The sequence below is a fragment of the Arthrobacter sp. NPDC093125 genome (assembly GCF_044754225.1).
Taxonomy (GTDB): Bacteria; Actinomycetota; Actinomycetes; order Actinomycetales; family Micrococcaceae; genus Arthrobacter.
On sequence record NZ_JBIVOQ010000001.1, the window covers coordinates 689,945 to 702,951 of the forward strand.

Sequence of the window (13,007 nt, forward strand, 5' to 3'; positions counted from 1 at the left end):
TGAAGCGGCACAAACACACACTACGAGCCTCTGAAAGACACCATGTTTATCGACGCAGCAACTAGTTCACTCACCGTCGGCCAGCGTTCGACGAACTCCGTCACGGAGTTCGTTCAGGGCCTGAGGCAGTACCCCACAGCCAACGTCGGGGACGCCATGGACCGGCTTAACCTCATGGACACCGGCATCGCATCACAATGGGCCACCGGCCGGTGCGTCGGCCCGGCACTGACAGTACTGACCCGGGAAGGCGACAACCTCGCCATCCACCGCGCCCTTGATGACGCCGAACCCGGCGACGTCCTTGTCATCAACGCGCTCGGAGGAACCACCAGGGCCGTGTTCGGAGATCTCTTGGCCGAGATCTGTCTCGCCGCCGGCATCGCCGGCGTCGTCATCGACGGACTAACCCGGGACCGCGCCGCGATCAAGGAACTCGGCCTGCCCGTCTGGGCCCGCGGCGTCTCACCTGCCGGACCCGCGAAATACGGCCCAGGTGCCGTTTCAGTGCCCGTCGCCTGCGGCGGCACGGTCGTCAACCCCGGCGACCTCATCACCGCCGACGACGACGGCGTCGCCGTCATACCCATACAACGCGCCGAAAGCGTGCTCCGCAGACTCGCGGACATCGACAAATTCGAAGAAGACCTCCGCACAAAGATCAGAAACTCCACCACGACAACCGCCGCCGGAGCTGTGAAGCACCTGGCAAACAGCATTTAAAGCCAGAGGGGACGCGCCTGCGGCAACTCACCATTACTTCCGTGCCGGACGGGCAAGCGGTGGCCATCGCCGCGGCCCGGTGTCCTCCGGCTCGCGACTTCCGTGGCACCACCCGAGGGGAACGAGAGATGATCAAGTACCGCCATAACGAATGGGACCGGCTTATCGGTGCCCCGGTTGAGATCCGTAAAGGCGGCAACGTCATCAGATCCGGCAGAGTCGACGGGGCGATGCCCGACTCTTCCGTGATCTGGCTGGCGTCGGACGAGTGGGCACCCAGGGCTCTCTTCGAGGCCGCGCTGGGCTTCGAAGTGTGGGTCGAACCCCGGCAACTTGAAGGAAAGCTTTCCTACCGCATGACTGCCGCCGCCCTTCATCGCGAGGACAAACTGCGCGGCCGGGTATCCTCAACCAGCTAAAGATTGCATTCAGGGAGAAGAATGATGGACACGAAAGGAAAAGTGGTCGTCGGCGTCGATGGCTCGGAATCTTCGGTACAGGCGCTGCTCCTTGCTGCGAGATTAGCGCCTGCACTGGAAGCCGCGATTCACGCCGTGGCCGTCTGGGAACTTCCGCCAGTGTACGCGGATGAGACTGGCTACGTACCACCGGACTTCGATACGACCGAAGCGATCGAAGCCGCGGAAGCGGCTGAAGCGAAGATTCTGGCCGATACCGTCGCCAAGGCCTTCGGGCCCGACGTACCCAGGAATCTCAGCCAGGAACTGATCCGCGGTCCGGCACGGGACAAACTGGTGGAAGCCGGCGCCGGCGCCGCATTGCTGGTGGTTGGGCGGCGTGGTCACGGAGGCTTCCTGGGCCTGCATCTTGGGTCCGTAAGCTCGGCCTGCGTTTCCCACGCTGACTGCCCCGTGCTCGTGGTGCGTTCGGATGGCGAGGTGCACGCCGAGGGCAGCCCCCGTACGCACCATCTCTGGAAGGGATCCAAGACCAAGGGCCAGAACCCGTCTACGGCATAGCTCCCAGCGTTGTGCCTCCAACGGAACCGCCACCCGCCAGTTCCAGCGGGTGGCGGTTACTTATACACATGATCAACCAACCCGGATGTCGGCCTGAAGCACACCTCACTCTGACATCAACCAATCCAAGTATCTTGACCTGCTCTAATAAAGGGCATAGAACGCAATCTGACAGGTTGAGGGTATGGAGGCTCTGGTGGCTGGTCAGCGGATTGGGTACGTGCGCGTAAGCACCCTTGATCAGAACGAGAAACGCCAGCTCGAAGGCCAGGTTCTGGACCGGGTCTTTACGGATAAAGCCTCGGGCAGGGACACGTCGAGACCGGAGCTTACTGAGCTGCTGCGGTTCGCCCGTAACGGGGACACAGTCGTCGTGCACAGCATGGACCGGCTCGCCCGCAACCTCGATGACCTGCGTGCCCTCGTCCAGGGCTCACCCGCAAAGGGGTGCGGGTGGAGTTCATCAAAGAAAGTCTGGTCTTCACCGGCGAGGACTCCCCCATGGCCAACCTCATGCTCTCGGTGATGGGCGCCTTCGCCGAATTCGAACGCTCCCTGATCCGGGAGCGCCAGCGGGAAGGCATCGCCCTGGCCAAGCAACGCGGCGCCTACCGCGGGCGGAAAAAGACCCTCACACCGGAACGGGCGGCCGAACTGGTCCAGCGGGCGGCCAGTGGAACTCCAAAATCTGTCCTCGCCAGCGACTACGGCATCAGCCGGGAAACTGTCTACCAATACCTCCGCCAGACCAAGCTTTCCTAAGCCCTCCCCTGCCAGTCCAGCCGGCTAGCCATAGCCTAAAGGGCGCGGCTTTACGGAATCGCTGTTATCGGCACGCCTAAAATAGCGGAGGAACACTTTTGCATGCACCGCATCCAGCGGGTTATGCAGCGGGGGAAACTTTGCGCTTTGGCAGTTGCAGCGGCAATCGGATGGGATATGCCTTTGGCGCGGCGCTTCAGGCGGCGCGAGTCAGGCGTGACGCGGCTTGGCCGGAGGACTGGGGCAAGACGAGCCTGAGCGTGTAATTGGACTGGAGCGGATCGACGTCTGCCGGCAAATGGTGCGACTCTGAGCAGGCGCGCAGCTGGTTCAGGGCATCTGGTTCGATGTGGGCGCGGGTGAGGTCGATCTCCAGGCGCGCTGCTGAACTCATCGACTTCGTGCGCTTCATGACGGGATACAGGCCCTGGAGGCTCTCGGCGGTGATGTGGCCTTGGGCAATCACCTGCGCCAGTGAACCATCGAGATCAAGCCGGACCAGCACTTTCAGCTTTTCTGCCACATCATCTCCCTTGGAAATGGCCGCGCCATTGCAGCCATCGACAACCCTAACCTCCAAGTGTGATGTAGACAACAGGAAGCCGGGCTTCTGGAGACCGCCCCTAGTCCCCCGTCGCGGGCATGCCTTGGATGAGGAGGTCGAACTCGGCGTGCGCGGAAAGGCGTAGCCGGCCCGATGTCACAGAAGACGGCATAGATTGCCCCCTAGATCGCCGCGTCTTATGTTCCCCATGATGCACCCTTTGCTCTTTCTGCCTGGGGCAGATACGGCAGGCGAGAGCAGTCGGGCCAGGGGGCGGTGTAGCCCAGGCGACCGAGTTCACCTGCTGTTTAGTCCAGGAGGGGCAGCGGGGCGGTAGTGTGTCGGACAGGCTCGTATCTCGGGGACGGTACAGGAGAAATGAACGACGCGGCGATTCTGGTCTTGAATCTGACTTTCTTGGTGACAGTGGGCGTGGCTGTCCTGATGTTTGTGGCCAGCGTTGTCCTGTTTGCGGCGCTACTTTTGTTTGCCGGAGCAGGACAGTTGCTAGCTTTCGTTGTCCTGGTGCCGTTCGGCCGAGATCGAAAGACGAGGCCTCGGGCGTTTTCCGCTCTGAGGCGCCGTGTGGCCAAAGGGGTGGAACACTCGGTTCGCGGTCTGAAGACGCGGACGGAACGGCCTGAGGGGAATCTGCCTCTGACCGTCAGACCGGAGGGGCCTCGGAGAGCCGGATGAACGTGGTGCCCTGCGCAATCATGCGGGGCAGGGCGGCGGACAGTCCGGCTGCGGTGCCGGATTCGGGCCGGTTGGCGTGGGCGATGGTGATGCTGCCCGGGCGCGCGGAAAGCAACTCATTCATCACTGTAGCCGCCGGGTAGGTCGCGCCGCCGTCTGCGTTGACGGTGAAGTTCACCGGCACGAGGCCGAGCGCCCGGCAGATCCCGGCGGCGACGTCATCATAGTGGGCGGTTCCGGAGCGGAAGAACCGCGGTACCTTTCCCGTGGCGGCCTTCAGTTCCGCCTGCGCGCCCATGATCTCGTCGTAGACCGCCCCGGCGTGAGTGGTCCCGGCGATGCCGTACGCGGGCCGCCCGGTCACCGACAGCGGCAGGTGGGCGGTGCCGTGGTTGGCGATCTCGAACAAGGGATTGGCCGCCAGCTCCCGGGTCACAGCCGGGTTTGCGCGCACCCAGCGTGCGTTCAGGAAGAAAGTTGCCGCGACCTCATGGCGGACCAGCGCCGAGAGGACAGAGCGGTCGAATCCTTCCCCGCCGGGGCCTCCGCAGCAATCAAAGGTCAAGGCGAGGGCCCGGGTCCCCGTGGGCAGACTGAGCGCGACACCGGATGGCTCCAACCCCCAGGAGACCGGTGTCCGGCCGGCGAACGCGGACACAATCCTCGCTCTGTCCGGCCGCGGGGATGCCGGCCGAGCAGCAGCAGTGGATGACGACCGCGGCAGCGGCATGGCCGTGGTAGGAAGGGCTGCTTCCGGGGCCGGACCGGGCGTGAAACCTTCGCTGGTTTTTGGCGGGGGCCCGGAGGGTGTGCAACCGGTCAACACCGCCGCTCCCACAACCAGGAAGAAAGCCCTTCGCGGCGGGCCGGCTACCGGCAGATCATTCAGGGCAGTCAAGGTCACTCCATTTTCACCAGAGGCAGACGCGCCGCCACAGGAACCATACGGGCCTTTCCTGCCCGGGCACCCGCCGAAGGACACGCCGCCATCAGAAAATGCGCCGGGAAAAGCCTACCCGCCTCGGAATGGTCCGGTGTCATGCTCCAGTGTTGTGACAGGGCCCGCGTCGCAAAGGGAACCAGCTTCGATTGCACCTGCACGCCGGGGTGCCTGGGGCGGCTAAAGCACACGCTGACACGTGTGTCGCTGCCGGGGCTGTCGGAAAGCGTCAATGGACCCGGCACAGTTCAACCCAGGAATTTCCGCCATCGATGATGGCTGATTGTTTCTTGATGCGGTGGCCAATTTCAGTCACCCAGGGCGTTGACGGCCGCGGCATTCGCTTTCGGTGTGTTGAGTGCACTGATGCCGGACATCGCCCTAGGATGAGCCTCATGTCATCCGATGATGAGAAGGACCCCCCTGTACCCGCCGGTCTCGTCGACGCCCCGAAGCGCATCCACCGCGAACAGGTTGCCCAAAAATATGACCGATCCGACCGCGCAGCCCTGGTGGACGACGCGGCAGCCGCGCGTGCGGTTTTGGAAGACTAACAAACGTACACGACCGGATGCCCCCAAGTGCTCTGCCCGGGACGAAAGCTGGCACGGACTGATGGTATGCAAGTCACTCCCGGCTCGTGACAACCCTGCGGGCTAATTCAGAATGGCCCGCAGCGGCCCTTCTGCGTCAAGAAAACTAGCCGTATTCCCGCACCCAGCCTCGCGCCCGGGAGGAGAACAACCCGTCAGTCCGCTCCCCCAGATTGACGAACTTTCCGGTATCGGCGTTCCGAAGTGTGCCTGGATCAGCGCAGGGTTGGCAGGACAGGCCCCATGCTCCAAAGCAGCAGACAGACCGGTCTGTCTCGGGCTGTGCGGCATTGTGTAGTATCCGTGTGTGGACACTCGAGAAAACGGCGCTAAACAGCTAAAACGCCCTGCAATGGGCGGTCCTCGGGAGAAGATCGTTGCCGCGGCTTACCAGCTGTTCGCCCGTCGCGGGATCCGCGACGTCGGAGTCGACGAACTGATCCGCGCATCAGGCGTGGCTAAGGCAACCTTCTACAGGCACTTCCGCTCCAAGGACGATGTCGTGCTGGCTTTCCTCGAGCAGTGGTACCTGGAACGCACGGTCGCGATCGAGAACGCTATCGCCCGCCGCGGGACCAGCGACGAGGCGGCCATGCTGACCATCTTCGACGTCTTCGACGACTGGTTCCGCGAGGGCGCGGCCCAGGTCAGCTCCTTCCTGCACGTGTTGATGGAAATGGGCTCTGACCACCCCCTGGGGAAAGCGAGCATCCAGTACCTGGACAGGACGCGGCAACAGATCGCCGAACTCGCGGAATCGGCCGGGCTCAACGACCCGCACGATTTCGCCTGGTCTATTCACATCTTGATCAAGGGAGCCATAGTCGCCTCGGCCGAGGGCGACTCCCGCGCCGCTGGCCGCGCCAGGACCATGGCCAAGCTGCTCATGGACCACCACCGGTTGGAGAAGTAGCTGCCTGAATTCCGGCGCATCGCAGAAACCAGATGTGCACTTTGCTGGCGGCCTCCCCCAATCGACGAGCATCGCCGTCGTCGCTGAGCCGACGATGGGCCTGTTGGCAGTGGTGCCGGCCTTCCCATCAGTTGTTTCTGGGTTTCGTTGTGACCGATCGGTTCCCGCCTTCCGCTCACTTTATCCGGCCGGCTGGCGGCGAGGTGATTTCGAAAGTCCGGCTTTCCTGGGGGACGCCGTTCGTCAGAATCTCGATGCGGTGCTGGCCGGGGTGGATCGGCCGCGTGGTCATCCCGGCGCGGAAGGTGTGCCGCTTGGTAAGCGTGACACTTGCTCCAGCCGGGATAGTCAACCTCTTCAGCGTGTAGACCTTGCGTCCGCTGGGGAGTCCACGTGGTCCGGCAAAGACGATTGCGTAACTGATAATGCAGTCGACCCGCTCGGAAGCGCAGACGCTGACGGAGATCTCGGCCGAACCACCCAGCTCAACTATTGGCGGCACAGTGATTCCGGTGACCGCCACCTGCGGCCCTGTGGGGATTCCGATCAGTTCCAGGGCGGGGCCGTGGCCGGTCTTGATCAGGGTTCGGGCGGCCTGGCGTGTGATGTAGGTCATCTCGCTTGCGCGCTGTTGACCGCTCGCCTGCCATCGCTGCAGAGTGCTGACCACCATATCCGGGTCGGACTTCGCGATGTCGTTGAGGTGGTTGGCCACAGATCTGGTGACGTAACGCGTGGGGTCGGCGAACAGACGGTCGAGGATCGGGATTCCGGCGGACACCGGCATAGGGAGGCGGGAGGCCCAGGGTAGCCGTGGACGAGTGCCTTCACTGGCTAGACGCCGGACGTGGTAGTGCGGGTCTGAGGCCCATTCCAGGAGTGCTTTCATGGTGGCCTCGGGATGCGCCAGAAGGTATGACCGTATGGCGAACTCTGCTGAGAAACGAGTGGTGATCTCCTTGAGCGCCGATAGCGAGAACTCCACATCCTCTAACGCTGTGCCTCCACGGGCGATGAACTCGCCGTAGGGCGCGTAGGTGAAATCACCAAAGTCACCGTCGGAGAGCGTTGGGTCGGCTGGGTCCGGGAGCGACCGCAGCAGGACTTCAACGGCGTCTCGGTACTGGTTGGGCAGGTGCCGCTCAAGGACCTCGGCGATCCACGTGATGCGCTCCTTGAGTCGCAGCTCTCCAAATCGCCCGGTGACCTCTTCAACGAACATGTCTACCCTCAGCTGAGGGTAAACGGACTGGAGGCGAGAGGCGAGGGAACGCACACTGTCGCGGTTATACAGCTGGTCCTTCAGGGGCACCTGCGTCATGACCATTTACCCGTAGGCCTTGATCACTTCGAAGACGCTATGCGAGTCATCGGCGCTCATGATCGAGAAGAACGCAGCACACGCTTCGCTGTTCTGTTCAGCTTCCACTACACGGGTCATCGCTTCCTTATCTGAGAAGAAGACCACGTCGGCGAAGCCTCCTTTGCCGTCCTTGACCAGGAACCGCTGCAGGATCCCCTCCTGCCGTCGGACGAAATCCCTTTCGAACCCGTCGGATGCGGCGACAAGTGCTTGTTCCGTGACGCCGTCCTTGAGTCGGAACGGCGCAAGTGCGATGTGCACGGGTGGCTCCTTTCACTGGCCTCATCCATAACGCTATTGCTAAATACGACAGTGCTTGTCGGGTTTGTGTGGCAGTCTGGTTTTATGCCTGCCTATGGAAGGGCCGAGCGGCTCGAGGCTCTTCGATCGCTGCTCATGCAGTATGACGTGACCACCGCAGACAGGCTAGCGGCCGAGCTTGGCGTCAGCGTGCGTACCGCACAACGGGACCTAGCCGCCTTGCGGGATCGTGGGTTGCCTATCGAGGGCGAGCGTGGCCGAGGTGGCGGTATTCGGCTCGAGCCCGGCTGGTCCCTGGGACGGGTTCATCTCAACCGATCCGAGGCGCTCGGTCTCCTGCTGAGCCTCTCGATCGCCGAGAAAATCAAATCACCGCTGCTCCTGGGCGATCTCCGCTCCATCACCCGGAAGGTGGCCAGCGCCTTTGCTCCCTCTCAGGCCACCAGAATCAGGACCCTGCGCAGCCGTATCCTAGTCGGCGAACCGGCCTCCAATGTCGTCATGCAGGCGTACGAATCTCCTGGCGCCCTCGTAACGTCCATCCTGCTTGAGGCGTTCTGGAAGTGCCGGCTCGCGTCGATTAGGTATCGAGATCGCGAGGGCAATGTCACCGAGCGCGTAATCGAGGCTCAGTGTTTCTACTACAACGTCCCGGTCTGGTACGTGCTCGCGTGGGATCATCTACGGAATGACGTGCGATTCTTCCGGATTGACCGGATAGAACACGCCACCATGAGCGGCACACAGTTTCAACTGCGACCTGCCAGGATCTTTAGCAGTGCCGGTGAGCCCGAGGCCCGACCCGTTTGAAGGCCCGTATACCCGTTGGCCACCAAGTCCCGAGCGGTTTCGCTGCCGGCACCGGCTCTGCCGGATGGTGAAGAAGCTCTCCGGGCCACCGACCCCGGGGAGGTCTGGTGGAACTCCACGACGTCGAACCCGTCACCGTACGTGCGCCATCATGATGGCCATTTCCGGGATGAGGCGGAAGCCGCTAGAGCCGACTGCGACCGCCGGGGACGGACACTTTAGCTGACCCACACCGGATCTGTCGCCTGCCGTCCCGGGAACCTTTTGCCGGCGGCAAATTCGAATGCACAAACGGGGTCCTTACCGGGTGCGCGCGGAAAACTCATCCTCGCTTCAGGCTACGAAAATACAGAACGGATGGCCGGCCGGATCGGCGTAGACGTACAACGGCTCGTCCGGGTCGTCCGTACGATCAAAACGAAGCTCAGCCCCTAATGCCAGCGCCCTGGAATGTTGATGCTCGAGTGTTTCCCGGTCAGGAACGGTCAGATCGAGGTGCATCTGCATCGGCACATCAGGCAGGGGCCATGTGGTCCGTTCCAGGTGATCAACCTGCTGGAAAGCAAGTTTGCGGTTGCCTTGCGCATCGGTGAGAACCAGCCAACCGACATCATCACGTATGCCCTCAGTTGGCTCATCTCCTGGCCGGTACCGGAGTCCGAGAAGCTGGCGGTAGAACTCCGCCAGCCCTCTCGCATCAGTAGTATCCAGGACCGTCTGGAGTATCTGAGGGAATCCGGTCATGGGCCGAGTCTAACGACCAGAAGGGTTCAACGAGGGTTCCCCTGCCGGGCGACAGACAACCAGGCCCAACATCACCACCCCGGGGCCCGGAACCAGGGTTCCATTAGAGTGACAGCCTTGGCTGATGGCTGCACTTGAAGGCGTCCCACGGCAAAGAGGCCTACTTCATCTGCAAGATGGAAGTCTCCCCTGTCGGGAGTCGGGGCCGGAAGCGGAGAAGGGACAGCCCGGCTGCATGAGCTGCACCTTCTTTGGTGCCCTGTCCTCAGGGTGCCGGTGGAAGCACCCGGGAACCGTGATCCCCGGGTCCTCCACGCAGTCCCTCCCCCAAAACGGAAAACGCATCCGGAGGACTGTGTGCACTGAATTCCCTGCCTAACCGTGCAGTTGGGCCGCATCAGTACACTCCATCATTTTACAAATTGATGAAAACCTCAATTTGTCCGCGGGTAGGGGTTATTCTGTCTCGGAGGCCCGGGGGAGGTTCCCGGCTGGAGGCTTGAGGGGGCCAGCTTAATGCCAGGCAGTGCGATGTCTTTGACCGTCATGAACCGCGCGCGCAGCTCCAATGGCGGGCAGCGCGACCTGCCGGGCAGCGGGCTGGATGACGAGCCCACGAGCGCTGCCGGCGCGGCTCCCGGGAACGCCCCGGATGAGGCTCCTGCCGGCACAACGGAGTCGCTGATTCCCAGGATCTTTCCCGTGTATGCGTTCATCTGAGCAGTCCGAACCCGGGCAGGCCTGCCGTCACGTAAAGGAGCAAGACGGCCCTTCGGCCGCCGAGCAGATCGGGAAGGCATTGGGTCCAAACCTAATGTGGTCTCGAAGTACCGGAGCAGGCGCATAGCGGCGGACCGGATTGAATCAGCAGGATATGGGAAAGGTGGACTTCGCCATTCCACACCTGCGCCACTACCTTCGCCGTTGATCAGGCAGAGGCTGCCTTTCCACAGACCAGACCCTCCCCTGTGCGCTATCTGCGACTCTCCGGGAGCGGACAGGAGGTGAGCTCGTCTGAGTCTTGCGTATTCGAGCTCGAACATTCGCGCCTTCTAGAAGACGCTTTAGGGCGGGGTCTGCCTGCGGTTTTGGAAAACAGAGCCCTTCGCGTGAGCGGACTCGTCAGGCCCACCGGAGACTGCTCACGGAGGTTGTTCGTCAGGTTGGGGCAGAGCCAAAGCTGACACGGCTCTTTGCCTGGTGTGCTCGGAACAACCGGAATTGATACACGTTTTGAACGAGAAGCCCGGTCCGCCCGCCCACAGCCGGGGACAATTCTCATAGGTTATCCACCGCTACTGCTGCCAGGGAGCTACCCCAACGGCTCCTACTTTCAGCCGTGGATAACCTGGACTGACCCCTGCCATGGACGGATCAGAGTCGCCACATGTTACGGCCTGTGATCACCCAGCCATGCCGCTGCTGGGCAGGAGGTGTTAGCGCTCACTTTGCTTTTACTTTGGCTCCCGTTCATTTGATTTGGACAAAGTCGACAGTAAACGTGGTCGACAAGCTCAAGGTAGCCGCTGTCCTTGTGGTCGGTTCGCTTCACGGCGCATGCTGCCGTGACTTGCCGCAGTGAGGGACCTTAGCACCGCCAAGGATTCTGGCAGGCGTACATGGGAGCGGGCGCTACCATGGCCTCATGGGTGCCCAAGAGAGTCTGCCCGTCCCAGCTGGCGTTGTTCCCCCTTCTGAGGGGATGGCCTTGGGGCGGCTTCTGGCTCTGCTTGGTGACGGCGTCTCAGCCGAGGGTCTGGAAACACAGTTGGCAGCGATGCAGGCGAAAAATCTGATCGATTCGGCAATGGCAGCAGCTGCCCGCAGCCTCAGTGCCAGGTTACGGGAGGCCAGCCGGCGGGAAGGTTTGCTCCGCGTCCTGTACGACACCGCCACGGATCTGACAGGCATCCGCGACGTCGAGGCTGTGCTGAAGGCCATCGTGCGCAGGACCCGCTCGCTTATCGGCAGCGATATCGCGTACCTCAGCTTGAATGATTACGGGACCGGGGAATCCTATATCCGTGTGACCGACGGTGCGGCCACTTCGTTGTTCCGCAACATCCGCATGCCCCTCGGCGAGGGCGTCCTCGGCGCTGTGGCGACCGGCGAGGCGCCTTCGCAGAGTGCAGACTACCTGAGCGACCAAACCAAGTCGCACCTTGAATCGAGCGATACCGCCGTCGCAGCCGAGGGAGTCAAGGCCATCATGGGCGTCCCGTTACGGGTTGAAGGTAACGTCATCGGTGCGCTCCTCGTCGCGGACCGGCATGCCCACAATTTCAGCAGTGAAGACGTTGCCCTTATGGAATCCATCGGAACGCATGCCGCTGTCGCTCTTGAGAACGCGCGCCATTTCACCGAAATGGCGGATGCCCTTGCCCGGCTGGACCAGGCCCAGCGCCAGAACCTGGCCCATGTGAGGGCGCTGGAGGAACTTTCATCCCTTGACCAACGGCTGATGGAAACCCTCGCCTCTACCGAGAGCCTTCCCAACCTGCTGCGCCTGCTGGCCGAGGCGATGGACACCGAAGTGTTCGTCGTCTCCCCCGTGGGCGAGCCGATGGCAGGGAGCGGCACAGGTTCAGACTTCGGCAACCCTGCGGCATTGAGCGCGGCCGAAATGTCTGCGGCGCGGACGTTGCCAATGCCCTTCACGGTTAACGGCCGCGACTACACGGTGATGTCCGCGGTTGCCGGCGACCAGCACCTCGCATCGCTGATCGTTGCCGGGCATCTGACACAGGACCGGCTTGCGGTGCTTGAGCGGAGCGCCCTGGTGCTCAGCGCCGCGCTGCTCTTTGAGCGCACGTACCAGGATGCGCAGTACCGGCTACAACTGGAACTCATCGATGAGCTCCTGAACCCCCAGTCGGAAAGTACCGAGGCCCTGCGAAGGAGGGCGGGCCGGTTTGGGCTCGCTGACAACCTCCAACTGGTCGTCAGAGTCGTGGGAGTCAGGGATGATCAGCGCCAGCGGGCTTTGGCAGTGCTGAGGCGGCATGCCGAGGGCCGCTCCGGAATCACGGCTCTGCACGAATCGCACTTGTGCGTTATCGAACCTCCCATGCGCCGCGGTGCCGGACCGGGTATCCCGGCATCGGACGGGGGTGCGGATGCCGGGCAGGCAATTGTCGATGCGTTGAAGCGGCAGCGCATCGAAGCCAGCGTCGGCTCATCGGAAACAGTGACGGGGTTTTCCCGGTTGTCAGCCGCCCACGCGGAGGCACACGCCGTGCTGGGTGCAATGCAGGCGTTGGCCCGGCATGGGGAGGCAGCCGATAAAGCTGCCCTGGGCACCGCCGGGATGCTCCTCGGTGCCATGGACAGCCCGTTCGCCGCCCAACTGCTGGCGGCCCAGCTCGGGCCGCTCCTGGACTACGATCGCAAACGGGGAACACAGTTGGTCTCGACGGCGTGGATCTTCCTGGAATACGGCGCCTCCATCACGGCTGCTGCCAACGCTCTGCATGTCCACGCCAACACGCTCCGCCAGCGGCTGGACCGGATCGACACCCTCCTCGGCCCGGGCTGGCGCCGGGGCGGACGGGCCTTGGACGTGCATGTGGCCCTGCGGTTGTGGCGGCTGCAGTCGGTAGGAGTGGGCAGGCAACACGCCTGACGCCGCCGCGCAAAGTCCGCCATGTGTAACCAGGCAACATGAAGACTCCTCTGTTG

General features: G+C 62.8%; 13 protein-coding genes and 1 pseudogene. 9 read left to right on the plus strand and 5 right to left on the minus strand.

The features are described from left to right. Nucleotides 1-42: 42 nt before the first annotated feature. The 4 genes and pseudogenes from ACIP9X_RS03210 (at nt 43) to ACIP9X_RS03225 (ending at nt 2,465) form a co-directional block, all read left to right on the plus strand. Complete coding sequence (locus tag ACIP9X_RS03210; RefSeq protein WP_400478266.1) at nt 43-723, plus strand: RraA family protein; 681 nt, start codon at nt 43-45, stop codon at nt 721-723. Between the two features lie 128 nt (nt 724-851). After that, nucleotides 852-1,142 carry a hypothetical protein gene (locus tag ACIP9X_RS03215; RefSeq protein ID WP_400478267.1) on the plus strand — a complete coding sequence of 97 codons (291 nt, stop codon included), beginning with the start codon at nt 852-854 and terminating at the stop codon, nt 1,140-1,142. Between the two features lie 21 nt (nt 1,143-1,163). Further along, nucleotides 1,164-1,703 carry a universal stress protein gene (locus ACIP9X_RS03220; protein ID WP_400478268.1) on the plus strand — a complete coding sequence of 180 codons (540 nt, stop codon included), beginning with the start codon at nt 1,164-1,166 and terminating at the stop codon, nt 1,701-1,703. A gap of 196 nt (nt 1,704-1,899) precedes the next feature. After that, a pseudogene (locus ACIP9X_RS03225) lies at nt 1,900-2,465 on the plus strand (recombinase family protein). Between the two features lie 196 nt (nt 2,466-2,661). Here the strand turns inward: ACIP9X_RS03225 and ACIP9X_RS03230 are convergent. Together ACIP9X_RS03230 and ACIP9X_RS03235 are read right to left on the minus strand one after the other, a co-directional pair. Next, complete coding sequence (locus ACIP9X_RS03230) at nt 2,662-2,988, minus strand: hypothetical protein (RefSeq protein ID WP_400478269.1); 327 nt, start codon at nt 2,986-2,988, stop codon at nt 2,662-2,664. 685 nt (nt 2,989-3,673) lie between these two features. Beyond that, on the minus strand, nt 3,674-4,363 hold the full coding sequence (locus ACIP9X_RS03235) for a polysaccharide deacetylase family protein (RefSeq protein ID WP_400478270.1): 690 nt from the start codon (nt 4,361-4,363) through the stop codon (nt 3,674-3,676). Nucleotides 4,364-5,040: 677 nt separating this feature from the next. Here ACIP9X_RS03235 and ACIP9X_RS03240 point away from each other — a divergent pair. Beyond that, a complete protein-coding gene (locus ACIP9X_RS03240) occupies nt 5,041-5,199 on the plus strand; it encodes a hypothetical protein (protein WP_400478271.1) in 159 nt (52 codons plus the stop codon). A 346-nt stretch (nt 5,200-5,545) separates the two neighbouring features. Further along, the gene (locus ACIP9X_RS03245; protein ID WP_400478272.1) at nt 5,546-6,151 is read left to right on the plus strand and encodes a TetR/AcrR family transcriptional regulator; all 606 of its coding nucleotides are present in this window, start codon (nt 5,546-5,548) and stop codon (nt 6,149-6,151) included. A 175-nt stretch (nt 6,152-6,326) separates the two neighbouring features. On the opposite strand, the gene ACIP9X_RS03250 is transcribed toward ACIP9X_RS03245, so the two are convergent. Both ACIP9X_RS03250 and ACIP9X_RS03255 read right to left on the minus strand, forming a co-directional pair. Continuing rightward, nucleotides 6,327-7,478, minus strand: a complete 1,152-nt coding sequence (locus ACIP9X_RS03250; RefSeq protein WP_400478273.1) for a DNA alkylation repair protein — start codon at nt 7,476-7,478, stop codon at nt 6,327-6,329. Next, nucleotides 7,479-7,775 carry a hypothetical protein gene (locus ACIP9X_RS03255; protein ID WP_400478274.1) on the minus strand — a complete coding sequence of 99 codons (297 nt, stop codon included), beginning with the start codon at nt 7,773-7,775 and terminating at the stop codon, nt 7,479-7,481. A gap of 84 nt (nt 7,776-7,859) precedes the next feature. Here ACIP9X_RS03255 and ACIP9X_RS03260 point away from each other — a divergent pair, with 84 nt between their 5' ends. Then, nucleotides 7,860-8,585 (plus strand): helix-turn-helix transcriptional regulator, encoded by a 726-nt coding sequence (locus tag ACIP9X_RS03260; RefSeq protein WP_400478275.1) that lies wholly within the window; start codon nt 7,860-7,862, stop codon nt 8,583-8,585. Nucleotides 8,586-8,918: 333 nt separating this feature from the next. On the opposite strand, the gene ACIP9X_RS03265 is transcribed toward ACIP9X_RS03260, so the two are convergent. Then, the gene (locus ACIP9X_RS03265) at nt 8,919-9,329 is read right to left on the minus strand and encodes a VOC family protein (protein ID WP_400478276.1); all 411 of its coding nucleotides are present in this window, start codon (nt 9,327-9,329) and stop codon (nt 8,919-8,921) included. 531 nt (nt 9,330-9,860) lie between these two features. On the opposite strand from ACIP9X_RS03265, the gene ACIP9X_RS03270 reads away from it, so the two are divergent. Both ACIP9X_RS03270 and ACIP9X_RS03275 read left to right on the plus strand, forming a co-directional pair. After that, on the plus strand, nt 9,861-10,049 hold the full coding sequence (locus ACIP9X_RS03270; RefSeq protein ID WP_400478277.1) for a hypothetical protein: 189 nt from the start codon (nt 9,861-9,863) through the stop codon (nt 10,047-10,049). A gap of 988 nt (nt 10,050-11,037) precedes the next feature. Continuing rightward, nucleotides 11,038-12,951: a helix-turn-helix domain-containing protein gene (locus tag ACIP9X_RS03275; RefSeq protein ID WP_400478278.1), complete on the plus strand. Its 1,914-nt coding sequence runs from the start codon at nt 11,038-11,040 to the stop codon at nt 12,949-12,951. Nucleotides 12,952-13,007 lie beyond the last annotated feature (56 nt).

Excerpts from the sequence above, each read along its gene's own strand:
- ACIP9X_RS03240 (WP_400478271.1), top strand. The coding sequence starts at position 5,041 with ATGTCATCCGATGATGAGAAGGACCCCCCTGTACCCGCCGGTCTCGTC.
- ACIP9X_RS03265 (WP_400478276.1), bottom strand. The coding sequence starts at position 9,329 with ATGACCGGATTCCCTCAGATACTCCAGACGGTCCTGGATACTACTGAT.
- ACIP9X_RS03210 (WP_400478266.1), top strand. The coding sequence starts at position 43 with ATGTTTATCGACGCAGCAACTAGTTCACTCACCGTCGGCCAGCGTTCG.
- ACIP9X_RS03215 (WP_400478267.1), top strand. The coding sequence starts at position 852 with ATGATCAAGTACCGCCATAACGAATGGGACCGGCTTATCGGTGCCCCG.
- ACIP9X_RS03270 (WP_400478277.1), top strand. The coding sequence starts at position 9,861 with ATGTCTTTGACCGTCATGAACCGCGCGCGCAGCTCCAATGGCGGGCAG.
- ACIP9X_RS03220 (WP_400478268.1), top strand. The coding sequence starts at position 1,164 with ATGATGGACACGAAAGGAAAAGTGGTCGTCGGCGTCGATGGCTCGGAA.
- ACIP9X_RS03260 (WP_400478275.1), top strand. The coding sequence starts at position 7,860 with ATGCCTGCCTATGGAAGGGCCGAGCGGCTCGAGGCTCTTCGATCGCTG.
- ACIP9X_RS03250 (WP_400478273.1), bottom strand. The coding sequence starts at position 7,478 with ATGGTCATGACGCAGGTGCCCCTGAAGGACCAGCTGTATAACCGCGAC.